Raw genomic sequence first — 17,546 nt, 5'->3', positions numbered from 1 at the left:
TGAGAACGCCGGGGCGGCTTTCAGATAGCCGCCTCGCGTTCCAGGAACCACAATGACCCAAGTCGACTTCTATATATTGCCCAGCGCCGACCCGCTCGCGCGCCTGGACTTTGCCTGCAAACTCACCGAAAAAGCCTGGCGCATGGGCCACCGCATCTACCTGCATTGCAGCGATGCCGCCCAACGCGACGAGCTCGACGCCCGCCTGTGGCGCTTCAAGGGCGAAAGCTTCGTGCCCCACGGCCCTGCCGAATCAGAACCCGAAGGCCTTGTTGTACTGGGCTTGGGCGACAGTTGCGGCGATCACCATGACCTGCTGGTCAACCTGGACCTGAAAGTGCCGCCGTTCGCCAAGGCGTTTGCCCGCGTGGCAGAGGTGGTGGTGGAAGACCCGGCTATTCGTCAGGCGGCGCGGGAGAGTTTCCGTTTCTATCGCGAACAGGGCTATCCTTTGCAGGATCACCGGCTACAACGACTTTGAGTAAATGATGGACACTCCCAACTCGGTAAAAAAAGACGACCACCTGCTGGACGACCTGGAGTCGATCCGCCAGTTGCTCGGTGACGACGGCCTGCAACCGCCACTGCTGACCGACTCGGTCGATGCAGAGGTACAGATTCCGCTGTTGTTCGATATGGTCGGCGCCAAGCCCGCTGCGCCGGAGCCGGTTGCCGTTGCTGTCGAGCCCGCCCCCGCCGAAAAAGGCCAGGACGCCCTGCTGCTGCACCTGGACAACGAACTGCGCGCCGCCGCGCAACTGATCATGCAAGACGTCATCGACGACTTCGCCCCGCATATCGAAACCGAGATCAAGCGCCGGCTGGATGCGCGGATGGAGCGGTTGCTCAGCCAGTACCAGTCATGAAGACAAACAGCTGTTAATTGTTGCCAGCCTCTCTCCATCTCCTTGCCACATACGTGTCATCTAGGAGCGCACTAGCGGCACCGCTGGTCAAAACTGTCATTTATGACAGTAGATAAAGATTCGGGATCTCGTGGAAGGTTATTCGTGGAAAGTTAACGAAAACCTCCCATTGGAGAAACGTCATGCCCTCTTTACCCTCCGGCAGCGCTCCCGTACTCGTTAGTTCAACGACCATCAACTCCCGCCAGCCACTGCTACAAGGCGTGGCTGCGCCAAATGCCATAGTCCAGGTTTTCCTCGCGGGCGGAAGTGTAAATTACGGGTTGGTCAGAGCCGATCAATTCGGTAACTGGAGCCTCACCCCCAACCAACCATTGGCAATCGACGCCTACGGTAACGTCAGTATCGCCTTGGCCGAATACAACGCTTCCGGCCAGCAGATCTCTCCCTGGACCGGCGCCAATCTGACCCTCAGCAGCGTCGGTGGCGGAGGCGGCACTGTCCCAGGCGGTGCAATCCTGCCACCAGGAAGCCCTCCAGTGCTTACCAGCTCAACGACCATCAACTCCCGCCAGCCACTGCTACAAGGCGTGGCTGCGCCAAATGCCATAGTCCAGATTTTCCTCGCGGGCGGAAGTGTAAATTACGGGTCGGTCAGAGCCGATCAATTCGGTAACTGGAGCCTCACCCCCAACCAACCATTGGCAACCGACGCCTACGGTAACGTCAGTATCGCCTTGGCTGAATACAACGCTTCCGGCCAGCAGATCTCTCCCTGGACCGGCGCCAATCTGACCCTCAGCAGCGTCGGTGGCGGAGGCGGCACTGTCCCAGGCGGTGCAATCCTGCCACCAGGAAGCCCTCCAGTGCTTACCAGCTCAACGACCATCAACTCCCGCCAGCCACTGCTACAAGGCGTGGCTGCGCCAAATGCCATAGTCCAGATTTTCCTCGCGGGCGGAAGTGTAAATTACGGGTTGGTCAGAGCCGATCAATTCGGTAACTGGAGCCTCATCCCCAACCAACCATTGGCAACCGACGCCTACGGTAACGTCAGTATCGCCTTGGCCGAATACAACGCTTCCGGCCAGCAGATCTCTCCCTGGACCGGCGCCAATCTGACCCTCAGCAGCGTCGGCGGGGGAGGCGGCACTATCCCAGGCACTACGCCCCGCCCGCCAGGAAGCGCTCCCGTGTTGACCAGTTCGACCACAGTCAGTGCCTACAATCCTTACCTGCAAGGCATAGCAACGCCCTACTCAACCATCTGGTTCTATAACGCCAGCGGCAGCATCTTTCATGGCCAGGCACAGGCAGATGCGTCGGGTAATTGGAGCTTGACACTCAATCCACCGCTACAGCCCGACGCACAAGGCAACGCCTTGATCCAGTTTGCCGAATACAACACGGCAAACCAGCCTGTCTCCGGTTGGGCTACCTATACACTGAGGGTCATCTAGACCATTTCTGCGTTCGTGCTACCTACGGGGCGAACCAACTTTCTACTTCGCCCCGTCACCTCGCTCTACGCGCAACGGCTCATCCTCGTTATACTTGCCGGCTTTCCTGAATAAATGCCAACTAGGGTCCCGCCGCGCATGGATAAGACCTACCAGCCGCACGCTATCGAAACTTCCTGGTACAACACCTGGGAATCCGAGAATTATTTCGCCCCGCAAGGCGCGGGCGATTCCTACACCATCATGATCCCGCCACCGAACGTCACTGGCAGCCTGCACATGGGCCATGGCTTCAACAATGCGATCATGGATGCGTTGATCCGTTTCCGCCGCATGCAGGGCCGCAACACCCTGTGGCAGCCGGGCACCGACCACGCCGGTATCGCCACGCAGATGCTGGTGGAGCGCCAACTCGAAGCCACCGGCCAGAGCCGTCACGACCTGGGCCGCGAGAAATTCCTGGAAAAGATCTGGGAATGGAAAGACCAGTCCGGCGGCAACATCAGCCGTCAGATCCGTCGCCTGGGTTCTTCCGTAGACTGGAGCCGCGAGCGCTTCACCATGGACGACGGCCTGTCGGAAGCCGTGAAAGAAGCCTTTGTGCGCCTGCATGAAGACGGCCTGATCTACCGCGGCAAACGCCTGGTCAACTGGGACACCAAGCTGCACACGGCGATTTCCGACCTCGAAGTGGAAAACCACGACGAAAAAGGCTTCCTGTGGAACCTCAAGTACCCCCTGGCTGACGGTGCCAAGACCGCCGAGGGCAACGACTACCTGATCGTCGCCACCACCCGTCCGGAAACCATGCTCGGCGACGCCGCCGTGGCCGTTAACCCGAACGATGAGCGCTACCAGGCACTGATCGGCAAGTTCGTCGAGCTGCCGCTGGTTGGCCGCCGCATCCCGATCATCGCGGACGACTACTGCGACCCGGAATTCGGCACCGGCTGTGTGAAAATCACCCCGGCCCACGATTTCAACGACTACGAAGTCGGCAAGCGCCACAACCTGCCGCTGCTGAACATCTTCGACAAAAACGCCGCCGTATTGCCGGCCTGCCAGGTGTTCAACCTGGATGGCACGTTGAACGACAGCATCGACGGCAAGATCCCGGCCGAATACGCCGGTCTCGACCGTTTCGAAGCGCGCAAGCAGATCGTTGCCGCCTTCGACGCTGCCGGCCTGCTGGTCAGCGTTGACGACCACGGCCTGAAAGTGCCGAAGGGCGACCGCTCCGGCACCATCATCGAGCCGTGGCTGACCGACCAGTGGTACGTGTCCACCAAGCCGTTGGCCGAGCCTGCGATTGCTGCCGTGGAAGATGGCCGCATCCAGTTCGTGCCGAAACAGTACGAAAACATGTACTTCTCGTGGATGCGCGACATCCAGGATTGGTGCATCAGCCGTCAACTGTGGTGGGGCCACCGTATTCCGGCCTGGTACGACGAGTCGGGCAAGGTCTATGTAGGCCGCGACGAAGCCGAAGTGCGTGCCAAGCACAACCTCGGTGCCGACGTTGCGCTGCAACAGGACAACGACGTACTGGACACCTGGTTCAGCTCGGGCCTGTGGACGTTCTCCACCCTGGGCTGGCCGCAACAGACCGAATTCCTGAAGAAATTCCACTCCACCGACGTGCTGGTCACCGGCTTCGACATCATTTTCTTCTGGGTCGCCCGGATGATCATGCTGACCATGCACCTGGTGAAGAACGAGGACGGCACGCCACAGGTTCCGTTCAAGACCGTGTACGTGCACGGCCTGGTGCGTGACGGCCAGGGCCAGAAGATGTCCAAGTCCAAGGGCAACGTCCTGGACCCGTTGGACATCATCGACGGTATCGACCTGGAAACCCTGGTACAAAAACGTACCTCGGGCCTGATGCAGCCGAAACTGGCGAAGAAGATCGAGAAGCAGACCCGCGACGAGTTCGCCGACGGCATCGCCAGCTATGGCACCGACGCCCTGCGCTTCACCTTCTGCTCGCTGGCGTCCACCGGTCGCGACATCAAGTTCGACATGGGCCGCGTCGAAGGCTATCGCAACTTCTGCAACAAGATCTGGAACGCCGCGCGCTACGTGCTGGACAAAGGCGAAGACTGCGGCCAGAACGGCGAAGCCGTCGAACTGTCCCTGGCGGATCGCTGGATCATCTCGCAATTGCAGCGCACCGAAGCCGAAGTGACCCGCCAACTCGACCAGTTCCGTTTCGACCTGGCCGCACAAGCCTTGTACGAGTTCATCTGGAACCAGTACTGCGACTGGTACCTGGAACTGTCCAAGCCTGTGCTGTGGGACGAAAACGCGCCGATCGAACGTCAGCGTGGCACCCGTCGCACCCTGGTGCGCGTGCTGGAAGTGGCCCTGCGCCTGGCGCATCCGTTCATGCCGTTCATCACCGAAGAAATCTGGCAGCGCCTCGCGCCGCTGGCCGGTATCGAGGGCAAGACCATCATGCTGCAACCTTGGCCGGTGGCCAATGAAGCGCGCATCGATGAGGCGGCCGAAAGCGATATCGAATGGCTCAAGACCCTGATGCTCGGCACGCGCAACATCCGCGCCGAGATGAACATTGGGCCGGGCAAGCCATTGGCGGTGTTTGTGAAGAACGCCAGTGCCGAAGACCAGCGTCGTCTCGCCGAAAACGATGCGCTGCTCAAGAAGCTGGCGAAGCTGGAGTCGATCACGGTATTGGCTACCGACGCCGAAGCGCCGCTGTCAGCCACCGCACTGGTCGGCGAGATGGAAGTGCTGGTGCCGATGGCTGGCCTGATCGACAAGGGCGCGGAACTGGCTCGACTCGACAAGGAAATTGCGCGCCTGCAAGGCGAAGTGCAGCGTGTGGGCGGCAAGCTGTCCAACGCGGCATTCGTCGACAAGGCACCGGCCGAAGTGATCGACAAAGAACGCGCCAAGTTGGCCGAGGCTGAACAGGCCCTGGGCAAGCTGGCGGAGCAACATGCGCGGATTTCCAGCCTGTAAGGTGGATTCCATGTAGAAAAGAGGCCTTCGGGCCTCTTTTTTTTGGCCTGAAAACCCAATCGATGTGGGAGCGGGCTTGCTCGCGAATGCAGTGTGTCAGGCACTGCATCTGTTTCTGATGTACCGCATTCGCGAGCAAGCCCGCTCCCACATTTAACCGAGTTCACCCTGAGAATGTGTGACAATGCCCACCACTTTGAGCCAACACCAGAATCATCATGACCGCCCCCAGCACACCCAAGCCTGCACGCAAGAAGCCTAAAACCGCCGCCACGGCCAAGCCCGTCGCGCCGCGCAAAGAGGCTACCCTGCACCCGCGCAACCGCCACACAGGCCGTTACGACTTCCCGGCGCTGATCAAGACCACGCCGGAACTGGCGAAATTCGTGATCATCAATCCGTATGGCAAAGAGAGCATCGACTTCGCCAGCCCGGATGCGGTGCGGGTGTTCAACCGGGCGCTGCTCAAATCCTTCTATGGCATCCAGCATTGGGACATCCCGGCCGATTACCTGTGCCCGCCGGTGCCGGGGCGTGCGGACTACGTGCACTTCCTCGCCGACCTGTTGGCCAGCAACAACGACGGCAAGGTCCCGCGCGGCTCGATCATCAAGGTGCTGGACATCGGCATGGGCGCCAACTGCGTCTATCCGCTGATTGGCTACATGGAGTACCGCTGGACCTTCCTTGGCTCGGAGGTCGACCCTACCGCCGTGGCCGCCGCCAAGGCCATCGTGCAGTCCAACGACTTGAGCAAGGTCATCCAACTGCGCCAGCAACCCAACCCCAAGCAGATCCTGCTGGGCTTGCTGGAGCCGGGTGAGCGTTTTGACCTGACCATGTGCAACCCGCCGTTCCACGCGTCCATGGACGAAGCCACCAAGGGCAGCGAGCGTAAATGGCGCGCCCTGGGCAAGGCCGATCCCAAGCGCAAGTTGCCGGTACTGAATTTCGGTGGCCAATCGGCCGAATTGTGGTGTGAAGGCGGCGAAGCGCGTTTTGTGACGCAGTTGATCGCCGAGAGTGCGCATTTTGCCCACAAGGTGTTGTGGTTCAGCACCCTGGTGTCAAAGGCGTCGAACCTGCCTGCCATCGAGACCGCGCTGAAAAAAGCCGGGGTGCTGGAAAGCCAGGTAGTGGAGATGTCCCAGGGGCAAAAGCAAAGCCGCTTTGTGGCCTGGACCTTCCAGACCAAGAACGAGCAGCAGATCTGGCGCCAGCGCTGGGCCCGCGACTAACTGTAGTGAGCGGGCTTGCCCCCGCGCTGGGTGGCGAAGCCGCCCTAAAACGGTCCGCCGCGGTGTGTCAGGAAAACCGAGGTGACGGGATTTGGGGCGGCTTCGCCACCCAGCGCGGGCAAGCCCGCTCACTACAGGGCCTCTACAAATCGCAGGCAACAAAAAACCGTGCCCGGATCGCTCCGGAGCACGGTTTTTTTGCTGCGTCTTACTTGTTAACAGCGTCGGTCAGGCCTTTGGCCACAACCAGCTTGATAACTTTCTTGGCAGCGATTTCGATGGCAGCGCCAGTCGAAGGGTTACGGCCAGTACGGGCAGGACGCTCGGTCACTTTCAGTTTGCCAACGCCTGGCAGAGTGATTTCGCCGCCGTTTTCCAGCTGGTCAGCAACAACTTGGCTCAGTTGGTCCAGCAGAGCGCGCACGGTGGTTTTCGGTGCGTCTACTGCTTCAGCCAGGTCAGCGATCAGTTGGTCTTTAGTAATAGCCATTGTGGTGTTCCTTCCCTATCAAATTCATATGGATTGCAGAGTGCAGTGTCAGCCGTCGAGCCCGACCGTCTAGGTCTGGCACCCCAGGCTATAACCGCGAAGATCGGGGTTATAGATGCTTGAAACGGGGATTGGTTCGACCTGACAGATGCTGAATGCACGCTTAACGCCGAGACTTGGCGTAAGACGGGGCAAAACTAGCACAGAGACGGGGAAATATCCGCTTCTACCTACCCATTTGGTCAGCTTTATCGCTCTAAACCGTGAAAAAATGGCATATGCCATGTCGGAGAGCGGCAAAACCGCCTTGAAAGCGCGTCTTGACCAATGGGTGCGGTACACTGGGCGACTTTTCGGGGAGGCCAACCGCTCCCCTTCAACCAGCCGAGAAGCCCATGCCGATCCGTCATTGCATCGTCCACCTGATCGACAAAAAACCCGACGGCACGCCCGCAGTTCTCCACGCCCGCGATTCGGAGCTGTCCGAATCGGCCGCCATCGAGAACATGCTTGCCGACCTCAACGAGAGCTATAACGCCAAACAAGGCAAGGCCTGGGGTTTCTTCCATGCCGAGTCCGGCGCGCACCCGTTCAGTGGTTGGTTGAAGGAGTATTTCGACGGTGGCCAGGATTTCACCACCTTTAGCCGCACCGCCGTCGAGCACCTGCAAAAGCTGATGGAAGAGTCCAACCTCTCCACTGGCGGCCACGTGCTGTTTGCCCACTACCAACAAGGCATGACCGATTACCTGGCCATCGCCCTGCTGCACCACAGCGAAGGCGTGGCAGTGACCGACGAGTTGGACGTGACCCCGTCGCGTCACCTGGACCTCGGCCAGTTGCACCTGGCGGCGCGTATCAACGTTTCCGAGTGGCAGAACAACAAGCAGTCCAAGCAGTACATCTCGTTTATCAAGGGCAAGAACGGCAAGAAGGTCTCGGAGTACTTCCGCGACTTTATCGGCTGCCAGGAAGGCGTCGACGGCCCGGGCGAAACCCGCACCCTGCTCAAGGCATTCAGTGAGTTCGTTGAAAGCGAAGACCTGCCGGACGAATCCGCCCGCGAAAAAACCAAGACCCTGGTGGACTACGCCAGCAGCCAGGCCAAGCTCGGCGAGCCGATGGGCCTGGAAGAACTCTCGGGCTTGATCGATGAAGATCGGCCTAAGGCGTTCTACGACCATATCCGCAACAAGGACTACGGTCTGTCGCCGGAAATTCCGGCGGATAAGCGCACCCTCAACCAGTTCCGCCGCTTTACCGGCCGCGCCGAAGGCTTGTCGATCAGTTTTGAAGCACACTTGCTGGGCGACAAGATCGAGTACGACGAGGCGGCTGGCACGCTGATCATCAAGGGTTTGCCGACCCAACTGACCGACCAGCTCAAGCGCCGCAACTGATGCTCGGCGGGGTGTTCAAGAAAGTCCTGCTGGTATTGCTGGTGGTGGTGGTGTTCCAGAACTGGGGCAAGATCGAGCGGGTGTTCAATCCGTCCCAGGTGGCGCCGGAACAAACCCGGGCCTCGGCGCGGGTGGTGCTCTATTCCACCGAATGGTGCGGCTACTGCAAGCAGATCCGCCGCTTCCTGGACCAGAAAGGCCTGCCCTACCAGGCGTTCGACATCGAAAAGGACGCCCAGGCGCGCAAGGCCTACGAGGCGCTGGGCGGCGGCGGGATTCCGTTTGTAGACGTCAACGGCACGCTGATCCGTGAGTTCAGCCCGGAGAAGATCATGGCGGCGCTGAAATAATCAGCGCACCACGATCACGCGACCCAGCAGGTTGTGCTGCTCGAACCCGAGCACGGCCTGCAACGCATTCAACACCGCCTGCGGATCCTTGCTCGGGAAACTGCCACTGACGCGCTTGCTGCCCATCTCATCGTTGAGCAACAGGATGCGGCCCGGGTAGTAGCGCTCCAGATCCTTGACCACATCGGCCAGCGGCGCCTTGTAGTAGTTGAGCCAGCCGTCGCGCCAGGCCAGGCGCGATTCGCTGTCCACCGGGTGCATGGCATCGGCCACACCTTGCGTGTAGGCCACTTGCTGGCCGGCTGTAAGGACTTGCTGTTGGCCCTGCCTGGACGGCGTCACCCCTACCCGCCCCGACAACACCGTCACCTGCGCCCCCGCCGGTTGCAGGCGCACTTCGAATTGCGTACCGAGCACCCGCGCTTCACCGCTGCCCGCCTCCACCACAAAGGACTCGCCAGTGTGGGTCACGCTGAAAAACCCCGCACCACGACGCAACTGGATGTGCCGTTCGCCATGGCTGAAATCCACGGCAATCGCGCTGTCGGCATCAAGGGTGACTTGGGATTTATCCGCCAGGGTGACGGTTTTGACTTCGCCTGGCGCCGTCACATAGTCGGCGCCAAAGTCATCGACCCAGCGCGACGGCTGCCAGCCTGCGCCCATGGACACCATCAGCAGCAGGCACGCGGCCATCGCCAACGCGCCTGCCCCGCGTACAACCCGCGAGCGCTTCGAGGTGTGCATCGCCTTGAGGTAACCCTGCAAGGCCAATGCATCCTCGTCCGCCAATTTTCGCGCAGGCACTTCACTCAATTCCCAAAGCACCTGGGCCCGGGAGTACGCCTCGATGTGGGCCGGATCGGCACGCAACCATTGGCTGAACGTGGCCTGGTCGCCGCTGCTCGGTTGGTCGTGCAGCAGGCTCAGCCAGGCCAGCGCGGCGTGTTCCTGGTCGGGCGTGGGGGTGCGGTTCACGGTGCTGTCCCTGGCGTGCGTGGGGGTGATGGCTCACGAAGGCTGGCTTTGCAGGCTTCGAGGGCACGCATCATATGTTTTTCCACGGCACTTTGGGACAGACCCATGGCCTTGGCGATTTCCGCGTACTTGCGGCCATGAATGCGGTTGAGCAGGAAAATCTGCCGCGTGCGCTCCGGCAAGCTGCGCAGGGCAGCTTCGACATGGCGCAGATCATTGCCCGCCTCCAAGGCCGCTTGGGGTTCGCAACCCTGATTATCCTGTTGCTCGGGCAGCCAGCCTTCGCTGCTGCGCACCCGCGCGCTTTCGCTGCGCAGGTGGTCAATGGCGATGTTGCCAGCGCAGCGCAGCAGGTAGGTGCTGAGTTCCTCGACCTGCACCAGCGGGCGGCGCCAGAAGCGTAGGAATAAATCCTGCACCAGGTCGGCAGCCGTGGCACGGCAACCGACACGTCGGCTGACCAAGGCTTCCATCTGTGAACGCTGCGAGAGAAACACCTGCAGGAAATGCGCACGCCCGCCTGCTGATTCAGCGCGCTGGCTGTCCTGGGACTCCGGTGGGGTGCTGATCATCATGGGCGTGGCTCAGAGGATGGCGAAGGCCGCGACGGGGCTGGCCAGCAGGCCGACGCCCGCCAGGATCAAGGCCAACCGTGGCCGATACGGCAACAACAGCACCAGCAACAGCGCACTGAGCATCAACACCGCGCACCACTCCACCAGGCCCCGGCTCCAACCACCGAGCGCCACGGCAGGCCAGATCGACAGTGCCAGCAGCAACCAGCCCGCCGCCCGCAACCCCACGCGCCGTTGGGGCGACGGCTTGCTGTGCAGCAATTCGCCATGGTGACGGTCGGTGGACAGGCACAGCGCAGTGAACCCGGCGTAGCACATCAAGAGTGCGAGCAGCATTCAGTTCGCCTCCTGCTTGAGGGTCAACGAACGCGCCCGCTCGCCCCTGGGCTGGGGCGCAGCACGGTGCTGCATCTTCCACGCGGCCCAGGCGAGGAATAAGCCGCTGGCCAGGCACGTCAGGTCGAAACCGGCCATGGCCCAATCACCCGTCGCCAGCGACACGCCCAGGTGGTGCGAAGTGGTCAGCGCATTGAGCAGCGGGATCGCGACAAACAGCAGCGCGCCGACACTCAGTTGTTCAACCCAGCCCTGGCGGCCACGGCGCAGGACCGCGTGCAGCAGGCTCACACCCCAGGCCATGAAGAAGGTCTGTACTTCCCAGGCAGAGCGCTCGGCAAAGCCCACCGGCAGCAGGCGGTTGGCCCAGAAGAACGCCGCAATGGCGATCATCAACCCGGACATGCTGGCGATGTTGAGCACCTCCACCAGGCGCAGTTCAAACGGCATCACGCCGCTCTTGGCGTGCTTGAGTTGACGCTTGCCCAGCCAGATCACCAGCCCGGTGCCGATCATCGCCGTGCCCGCCAGCCCGCAGATAAAGTACAACCAACGCAACACCGGCCCGGCGAACTGGCCCATGTGCAGGCCGTAGAAACTGCCGCCGATGATCGCCGGCAGCGATTGCCCGGCACTGGTGCGCAGCAGTTCGCCGCTGGTGCCGCTGAACGACACGATGCTGTCGAACTCATGCACCACGTTGTCGGAACTGGCCCGAAACACATTGACCGAAGCGTTCACGTCGCTGGGGTTGTTCACCCCCAGACGCCCCACATGGCCACCGTCCCATTGCGCCCGCGCCTGTTCGTACATCGGCAACAGCGGCAGCAATTTGCCCGGTTGCCCCTGCGCCGGCGCGTTGTTGGTGGCGGGGAACACGTCGTTGAAAAAGGCGCGGGTATCACCCGCATAGGAGGCGAGGATCGGCGCCGGCATCACCATGCTCATGAAAATCACCAGGCTGCTGTAGGTGATCATCAGGTGGAACGGCAGCACCAGCACACCGACCGCGTTATGCCCGTCGAGCCAGGAACGCTGGCCTTTGCGCGGGCGGAAGGTGAAGAAGTCCTTGAAAATTTTCTTGTGGGTGATGATCCCGGTGATCAGCGCGACAAACATCACCATCGCAGCGATGGTGGACAGCCAGCGGCCCCAAGGATGGGGCATTTGCAGCTGGAAATGGAAACGATAGAAGAACTCGCCGCCCATGCTTTCGCGGGCCTGCACATCTTGGCCGGTAACCGGGTCGAGGGTTTTCTGGATGAAATTGCCGCGACGGCCAGGGTCGAGTTTGTCTTGCCACATCACCGTCAAGGCGGGGTCGCGGTCATCCGGCAGGTTGATAAACCAGCGCGCGGCCGTTGGCGCCACCTGCTGCAAATAGGTTTGCGCGACGCCCAGGCTGCGCGCGTTGTCCAGTGGATAAGCCTGCACTTCGGGCTGCATCCAGTGGCTGATCTCGTCCTTGAAATACGACAAGGTGCCCGTCAGGAAAATCGCAAACAGCAGCCAGCCAAAGATCAGCCCGCTCCAGGTGTGCAACCAGGCCATGGCCTGGCGAAAACCCTCTTTCATGGACGCGCCATCCACAACCCCACACCCGCCAGGGTGGCAAACGCCGCACTCGGCAACATCACGCCAAACCAGGCGCGCCAGGCCGTGCGGCATGCAAAGCACCAGAGCACCGCCAGCAGATAGAACACAAACGAACTCATCATCCCGGTGATCACCGCGTCGGCGCGGGACGTGGGCATCCACAATGCCAGGCAGATGGCGGCCAGGGAGGCCATCAGGTAGCCGCCGACGACAGCCGCGAGCACCCGCGATGTGACGGCCAGACGGTAGGGTAGCGCAAGTGAGGTTTTGCTTTTCATGCGGGAGACGCCAGGTTCATCAGTGCGCAATATTAATGATAAATATTCTCATAAGCAAAAAAGAACGGATGAAACGCCGGTACTGGCGGATTGCCGAACCGTAGCAGCCCACCTACAATGCGAACAATTCTTGTTCTCTAAAGCATGCCAAATGCCCGCATGCTCGTAGCGAAGGGTGATCGCGTTGCAGCCGTCCAACACCGTCGAAGTTTTGTACACCGACCATCACCACTGGCTCACCGGCTGGTTGCGACGCAAGCTCGGCTGCCCGGAAAGTGCCGCCGACCTGGCGCAAGACACCTTCATCCGCGTGCTCAGCGCCCGTGAAACGCCAACATTGATCGAACCCCGCGCCTTCCTCACCACCGTGGCCAAGCGCGTGCTGTGCAATTTCTACCGCCGCCAGGACCTGGAGCGCGCCTACCTCGACGCCCTGGCCCAGTTGCCCGAACACGTGGCACCGTCGGAAGAGGAACGCGCAATCATCCTGCAAACCCTGGTCGAGCTGGACCAGTTGCTCGACGGCTTGCCCACGCCAGTCAAACGCGCCTTCCTGCTGGCCCAACTCGATGGCCTGACCTACGCGCAAATCGGCGCAGAGCTGGGCATCTCCATCGCCACCGTCAAACGCCACCTGAATAAAGCCGCCATGCGCTGCTACTTTGCCCTATGAACTTCTCGACCCAAGTTGCCGAACAGGCCGTGCATTGGCTGATGGAAATGCAGCAAGGCGCCCTCAACCCGCGCCAACAAGCGGCCTGGCAGCAATGGCTGAATGCCCACAGTGAACACCAGCGCGCCTGGGACCATATGCAACGCGTCAACCAGCGCCTGCGTGGCATGCCATCGCCCCTGGCCCATGCGGCGTTGAACGCGCCAACCTCCACCAGCCGCCGCCAGGCCCTCAAGCTGCTGCTGATCCTCGGCGCTGGTTCGGCCGCCGCCTGGAGCCTGCGCCAGCAACATATCCTGCCGCCGCTCACGGCCGACTACCGCAGCCCCGTCGGTCAACGGCGCAAGGTGCAACTGGCCGACGGCAGCCAGTTGCAGCTCAATACCGGCAGCGCGGTGGATGTGCATTTCGATGGCCAGCAGCGGCTGATCCGCCTGCTCGAAGGCGAGATCCTGCTGACCGGCGCCAAAGGCAACCGGCCGCTCAACGTGCTGACCGGCCAGGGTCTGCTCAGCAGCCAGGCGGCGCGCCTGAATGTGCGCCAGTTCAACGACCACACCCAACTGGCGGTCCTCGACGGCCACGTCGACGTGATGCCCAATACCTACAGCGGCCTGCCGCTGACGGTCGACACCGCACACCAGGTCAACTTCACCCGCAAAGGCTGGGACACCCCGCGCGCCACCGACGCCAACAGCGGCGCGTGGGCCGATGGCATGCTGGTCGCAGCCCACATGCGCCTGGAAGATTTCCTCGGCGAACTCAGCCGTTATCGCCGTGGCCAACTCAATTGCGCCCCCCAGGTCGCCAACCTGCTGATCTCCGGCAGCTACCCGCTGGACGACAGTGAACGCATTCTCGACCTGTTGACCGTCAGCCTGCCGGTCAAAGTGCGGCGCTTTACCCGCTATTGGGTAACCGTCGAGGCGCGAGCCTGAAATTATCTGCAATTGTTGTGAGCCGTTTTCCACACCTCGCGTGACAGAGAAGGAAAGCCACCTTGATCCTTCCTTCTCAGGACCGCACTTCATGCCCCAGCAACCGACGCTTCTTGCCCGCACCTTGGGCCAACTCCTACTCGGCGCCAGCCTGAGCCTGACCGTACTACCTGCTGCAATGGCCGCCGACGCCAAGCCTTACCACATCGCACCAGCGTCGCTGGAAGCCGCGTTGAATCAATTCGGTCGCGAGGCCGGCGTGCTGATTTCCTTCGGCTCCGAGGTCACGGCCGGCATGCAGAGCCGTGGTTTGAGCGGCAACTACAGCGCCGCCGAGGGCCTGCAAAAATTGCTCGAAGGCACCGGCCTGCAAGCCCGCGCCGAGGGCGACAATGCCTACAGCCTGCAGTCGGCCAATGCACCGGCACCCCTCGAACTGGGCACCTCCAGCGTGGTCGGCGACTGGCTCGGCGATGCGGCGCAAACCAATGTCTTCGAACATCCCGGCGCCCGTGACGTGATCCGCCGCGATGAATTCGAACGCCAGGGCGCAACCCAGGCCCGCGATGTGCTCAACCGCATCCCCGGCGTCAACGCCCCGGAAAACAATGGCACCGGCAGCCACGACATGGCGCTGAACTTCGGCATTCGCGGCCTCAATCCGCGCCTGGCGTCGCGCTCCACGGTGCTGATGGACGGCATCCCGGTGCCCTTCGCACCGTATGGCCAACCGCAACTGTCATTCGCGCCGATCAGCATGGGCAACATGGACGCGGTGGACGTGGTCCGCGGCGGCGGCGCCGTGCGCTACGGCCCGCAGAACGTCGGCGGGGTGGTCAACTTTGTGACCCGCGCAATCCCGGACACACCGACTGTCAAAGGCGGTTTCCAGACCGAAACCAGCCCGTCTTCGAGCCATGACGGTTTCAAGACCACCGCCAACCTGCTGGCCGGCGGCACCGCCGACAACGGCCTGGGCGGCGCGCTCCTGTACTCCGGCACCCGTGGCGGCGACTGGCGTGAAAACAGCAACACGCGCATCGATGACCTGATCCTCAAGGGCAAATACCAGCTCGACGAGGCCAACAGCTTCAACGCCATGGCGCAGTACTACGAAGGCCAGGCGGATATGCCCGGTGGCTTGAACGTCAAGGACTACAAGGCCGACCCGTATCAGTCGACCCGTCCCTACGACAAATTCTGGGGGCGCCGTACCATGTTCAACGCCGGTTACCGCTACCAGGAAGACCGCCGCGAATTCACCGTGAACACCTTCTTCACCACCACCCTGCGCAACGGCTACCTGGACCAGACCCGCTTCCTGTCCCTGTCGCCCCGCGAATACTGGGTGCGCGGCCTGGAAACCCGCTTCGCCCAAGGCTTCGACCTCGGCAACACCAGCCACGAAGTCGGCGTGGGCTATCGCTATATCAACGAAGCCGGCCACGAGATGCGCTACACCACGCCGATTGCGGCCAACCAGCAAATTCCGAGCACCAGCAGCAAGAACGACCGCGACACCCGTGGCAGTACCGAAGCCAACGCGTTCTTCATCGACGACCGGATTGATATTGGCAAGTGGACCATCACCCCGGGCGTGCGCTACGAAATGATCAAATCCCGGCAGGTCGACCACATCAACAACCTCGACAACAAAGGCAGCTACAACACCGCGCTGCCAGCGTTGAACGTGCTCTATCACCTGACCGACAGCTGGAACCTCTACGCCAACACCGAAGGCTCGTTCGGCAGCGTGCAGTACAGCCAGATGGCCAAGCGCGTGCCCAAAGGTGAAGTCAAACCGGAAAAAGCCCGCACCTGGGAAATCGGCACGCGCTACGACGACGGCACCTTGCGGGCGGAACTCGGCGCGTTCCTGATCAACTTCGACAACCAGTACGAAAGCAACCAGACCGATGACTCGGTGATCGCACGCGGCCAAACCCGCCACCAAGGCATCGAATCCAGCTTCAACTATGCCCTCGACGGTCTGAGCCCGGCGCTGGCGGGTTTTGATGTGTACGCCAGCTACGCCTACATCGACGCGACCATCCGCGAAGACGGCCCGAACAAAGGCAACCGCGTACCCTTCTCGTCCAAGCACAAAGGCACCCTGGGCGTGGGTTACACCGAAGGTCGCTGGAAACTCAATGTGGACAGCAGCTACCAGAGCAGCCAGTTCGCCGACAACGCCAATACCGAGCAGGAAAATGCTGAAGGCAATACCGGACGTATCCCTGGCTACATGCTGTTCAGCAGCCGTGCCGCGTACGACTTTGGCCCGCAACTGTCAGACTTGAACGTCGCGGTCGGTGTGAAAAACATCTTCAACAAGCAGTATTTCACCCGCTCGTTCGACGACAACAACAAGGGCAAGTACGTCGGTGAACCGCGCACGGTGTACGTGCAGACTTCCATCGCCTTCTAACCCTCGCCACTTTAACTGCCCGCCAGGCAGCTCGGGGTCGCCGCGACCAGTGCGTCGATGGCGCACCGGGTCTTGGCCGGCATGTGCGGTGCGGTCGGCCAAATCACGTGGATCGGCGAAGGCTGTTCACGGTAGCCCGGCAACACCGCCTCCAGCCTCCCGCGCAGTACGTAATGCGCGATCAACCAACTCGGCAACCAGGCCAGGCCAACGCCCGCGATGGCGGCATCGGCCACGGCCTGGAGGTCGTCCAGCACCAACGGCGAAACCACTCTCGAACGATGCGGGGTGTTGGTTCTGTAGGCGATGCCGCGATGGCCTGCCAGATCATCGATAGATTCAATTCGTCCTACGCGCTGCAGGTACGCCGGTGACGCCGCCAGGCCCACCGATTGTTCGCCCAGCCGGCGCGCACTCAGGCGGTCGGTGTCGGGCAGCGGGCCGATCCGCACGGCGAGGTCAAAGCCTTCCTGCACCAGATCGATCATGCGGTCGGCAAAACTGATCTCGATCTCCAACTCCGGGTAAACATCCATCAGCCCCCACAACGCAGGCGCCGCATAGTGATGCCCGAATGCCAGTGGCACGCTTGCCCTCAAGCGTCCGCGCGGCTGCTGGCGCCCGCTTTCCAGCACCGATTCGGCCGCCTCGAGTTCCGCCACTGCACGTAGGCAATGCTCGTAGTACGCCTGCCCATCCTCGGTCAGATGCTGACGCCGGGTAGAACGCTGCAACAAGCGTGTGCCCAAGCGGGCTTCCAGCCGCGCCAGACCTTTGCCGACGGCCGAGCGCGTGAGGTTCAGGCGTTCGGCCGCCTCGGTCAGGTTGCCGCTTTCCACCACTTGCAGAAAGAGCTCAACGCCATCAAAACGTGGGATAGACATGCTTGAATTGTCGCTCCTGATTCCCGTATTGACGGAAAACTTATCACGAATAACGAACTGAGTTCCCCTGA

At 61.6% G+C, this 17,546-nt stretch carries 17 protein-coding genes; 10 read left to right on the top strand and 7 right to left on the bottom strand.

Annotation, left to right across the window (positions count from 1 at the left end; translation table 11 throughout):
• Positions 1-52: 52 nt before the first annotated feature.
• From PSH81_RS05335 to rlmF, 5 genes are all read left to right on the top strand, one after another.
• Positions 53-481, top strand: a complete 429-nt coding sequence (locus PSH81_RS05335; RefSeq protein WP_012722396.1) for a DNA polymerase III subunit chi — start codon at positions 53-55, stop codon at positions 479-481.
• 7 nt (positions 482-488) lie between these two features.
• Positions 489-866, top strand: a complete 378-nt coding sequence (locus PSH81_RS05330; protein ID WP_226457810.1) for a DNA polymerase III subunit chi — start codon at positions 489-491, stop codon at positions 864-866.
• Between the two features lie 182 nt (positions 867-1,048).
• Positions 1,049-2,326: a hypothetical protein gene (locus PSH81_RS05325; protein ID WP_305392121.1), complete on the top strand. Its 1,278-nt coding sequence runs from the start codon at positions 1,049-1,051 to the stop codon at positions 2,324-2,326.
• 138 nt (positions 2,327-2,464) lie between these two features.
• Positions 2,465-5,311, top strand: coding sequence for a valine--tRNA ligase (locus PSH81_RS05320; protein ID WP_305392120.1), 2,847 nt, complete (start codon positions 2,465-2,467; stop codon positions 5,309-5,311).
• Between the two features lie 218 nt (positions 5,312-5,529).
• Positions 5,530-6,549, top strand: a complete 1,020-nt coding sequence (rlmF, locus tag PSH81_RS05315) for a 23S rRNA (adenine(1618)-N(6))-methyltransferase RlmF (protein WP_192297455.1) — start codon at positions 5,530-5,532, stop codon at positions 6,547-6,549.
• Between the two features lie 208 nt (positions 6,550-6,757).
• Here the strand turns inward: rlmF and PSH81_RS05310 are convergent, their stop codons facing one another.
• Complete coding sequence (locus tag PSH81_RS05310; protein WP_003188840.1) at positions 6,758-7,039, bottom strand: HU family DNA-binding protein; 282 nt, start codon at positions 7,037-7,039, stop codon at positions 6,758-6,760.
• 395 nt (positions 7,040-7,434) lie between these two features.
• Between PSH81_RS05310 and yejK the strand changes: the two genes are divergently transcribed.
• Positions 7,435-8,439, top strand: coding sequence for a nucleoid-associated protein YejK (gene yejK / locus PSH81_RS05305; protein WP_305392119.1), 1,005 nt, complete (start codon positions 7,435-7,437; stop codon positions 8,437-8,439).
• Positions 8,439-8,789, top strand: coding sequence for a glutaredoxin family protein (locus PSH81_RS05300; RefSeq protein WP_192297457.1), 351 nt, complete (start codon positions 8,439-8,441; stop codon positions 8,787-8,789). The genes yejK and PSH81_RS05300 overlap by 1 nt, the downstream gene beginning before the upstream one ends.
• On the opposite strand, the gene PSH81_RS05295 is transcribed toward PSH81_RS05300, so the two are convergent.
• The 5 genes from PSH81_RS05295 to PSH81_RS05275 are packed head-to-tail and all read right to left on the bottom strand — an operon-like array spanning position 8,790 to position 12,552.
• Positions 8,790-9,767, bottom strand: coding sequence for a FecR family protein (locus PSH81_RS05295; RefSeq protein WP_305392118.1), 978 nt, complete (start codon positions 9,765-9,767; stop codon positions 8,790-8,792).
• Positions 9,764-10,342, bottom strand: coding sequence for an RNA polymerase sigma factor (locus PSH81_RS05290; RefSeq protein WP_192297461.1), 579 nt, complete (start codon positions 10,340-10,342; stop codon positions 9,764-9,766). The genes PSH81_RS05295 and PSH81_RS05290 overlap by 4 nt, the downstream gene beginning before the upstream one ends.
• 9 nt (positions 10,343-10,351) lie before the next feature.
• On the bottom strand, positions 10,352-10,678 hold the full coding sequence (locus tag PSH81_RS05285) for a DUF3325 domain-containing protein (RefSeq protein WP_192297463.1): 327 nt from the start codon (positions 10,676-10,678) through the stop codon (positions 10,352-10,354).
• Positions 10,679-12,253 (bottom strand): PepSY domain-containing protein, encoded by a 1,575-nt coding sequence (locus PSH81_RS05280; RefSeq protein WP_305392117.1) that lies wholly within the window; start codon positions 12,251-12,253, stop codon positions 10,679-10,681.
• Positions 12,250-12,552, bottom strand: a complete 303-nt coding sequence (locus PSH81_RS05275) for a DUF3649 domain-containing protein (protein WP_192297467.1) — start codon at positions 12,550-12,552, stop codon at positions 12,250-12,252. The genes PSH81_RS05280 and PSH81_RS05275 overlap by 4 nt, the downstream gene beginning before the upstream one ends.
• Positions 12,553-12,736: 184 nt before the next feature.
• Between PSH81_RS05275 and PSH81_RS05270 the strand changes: the two genes are divergently transcribed.
• The 3 genes from PSH81_RS05270 (at position 12,737) to fecA (ending at position 16,591) form a co-directional block, all read left to right on the top strand.
• Positions 12,737-13,225 (top strand): sigma-70 family RNA polymerase sigma factor, encoded by a 489-nt coding sequence (locus PSH81_RS05270; protein WP_192297469.1) that lies wholly within the window; start codon positions 12,737-12,739, stop codon positions 13,223-13,225.
• The gene (locus PSH81_RS05265; RefSeq protein ID WP_192297471.1) at positions 13,222-14,163 is read left to right on the top strand and encodes a FecR domain-containing protein; all 942 of its coding nucleotides are present in this window, start codon (positions 13,222-13,224) and stop codon (positions 14,161-14,163) included. Before PSH81_RS05270 ends, PSH81_RS05265 begins: the two co-directional genes overlap by 4 nt.
• A gap of 91 nt (positions 14,164-14,254) precedes the next feature.
• Entirely contained in the window at positions 14,255-16,591 is a 2,337-nt protein-coding gene (fecA, locus tag PSH81_RS05260; RefSeq protein WP_305392116.1) for a TonB-dependent Fe(3+) dicitrate receptor FecA, read from the top strand.
• A gap of 11 nt (positions 16,592-16,602) precedes the next feature.
• Here fecA and PSH81_RS05255 read toward each other — a convergent pair whose 3' ends face one another.
• Entirely contained in the window at positions 16,603-17,475 is an 873-nt protein-coding gene (locus PSH81_RS05255) for a LysR family transcriptional regulator (RefSeq protein ID WP_226457424.1), read from the bottom strand.
• Between the last annotated feature and the right edge of the window lie 71 nt (positions 17,476-17,546).

The sequence above is a fragment of the Pseudomonas sp. FP2335 genome, from assembly GCF_030687535.1.
In the GTDB taxonomy this organism is placed as follows: Bacteria; Pseudomonadota; Gammaproteobacteria; order Pseudomonadales; family Pseudomonadaceae; genus Aquipseudomonas.
Note: the sequence above shows the minus strand (reverse complement) of the source record. Positions and strands in the feature narration are given on the sequence as shown.

Bases quoted from the DNA above. Each gene is read 5' to 3' on its own strand.
- PSH81_RS05310 (WP_003188840.1), bottom strand. From the start codon at position 7,039: ATGGCTATTACTAAAGACCAACTGATCGCTGACCTGGCTGAAGCAGTA.
- PSH81_RS05280 (WP_305392117.1), bottom strand. From the start codon at position 12,253: ATGAAAGAGGGTTTTCGCCAGGCCATGGCCTGGTTGCACACCTGGAGC.
- PSH81_RS05300 (WP_192297457.1), top strand. From the start codon at position 8,439: ATGCTCGGCGGGGTGTTCAAGAAAGTCCTGCTGGTATTGCTGGTGGTG.
- PSH81_RS05320 (WP_305392120.1), top strand. From the start codon at position 2,465: ATGGATAAGACCTACCAGCCGCACGCTATCGAAACTTCCTGGTACAAC.
- PSH81_RS05330 (WP_226457810.1), top strand. From the start codon at position 489: ATGGACACTCCCAACTCGGTAAAAAAAGACGACCACCTGCTGGACGAC.
- yejK (WP_305392119.1), top strand. From the start codon at position 7,435: ATGCCGATCCGTCATTGCATCGTCCACCTGATCGACAAAAAACCCGAC.
- PSH81_RS05275 (WP_192297467.1), bottom strand. From the start codon at position 12,552: ATGAAAAGCAAAACCTCACTTGCGCTACCCTACCGTCTGGCCGTCACA.
- PSH81_RS05325 (WP_305392121.1), top strand. From the start codon at position 1,049: ATGCCCTCTTTACCCTCCGGCAGCGCTCCCGTACTCGTTAGTTCAACG.
- PSH81_RS05335 (WP_012722396.1), top strand. From the start codon at position 53: ATGACCCAAGTCGACTTCTATATATTGCCCAGCGCCGACCCGCTCGCG.
- PSH81_RS05290 (WP_192297461.1), bottom strand. From the start codon at position 10,342: ATGATGATCAGCACCCCACCGGAGTCCCAGGACAGCCAGCGCGCTGAA.
- PSH81_RS05255 (WP_226457424.1), bottom strand. From the start codon at position 17,475: ATGTCTATCCCACGTTTTGATGGCGTTGAGCTCTTTCTGCAAGTGGTG.
- rlmF (WP_192297455.1), top strand. From the start codon at position 5,530: ATGACCGCCCCCAGCACACCCAAGCCTGCACGCAAGAAGCCTAAAACC.
- PSH81_RS05265 (WP_192297471.1), top strand. From the start codon at position 13,222: ATGAACTTCTCGACCCAAGTTGCCGAACAGGCCGTGCATTGGCTGATG.
- PSH81_RS05285 (WP_192297463.1), bottom strand. From the start codon at position 10,678: ATGCTGCTCGCACTCTTGATGTGCTACGCCGGGTTCACTGCGCTGTGC.
- fecA (WP_305392116.1), top strand. From the start codon at position 14,255: ATGCCCCAGCAACCGACGCTTCTTGCCCGCACCTTGGGCCAACTCCTA.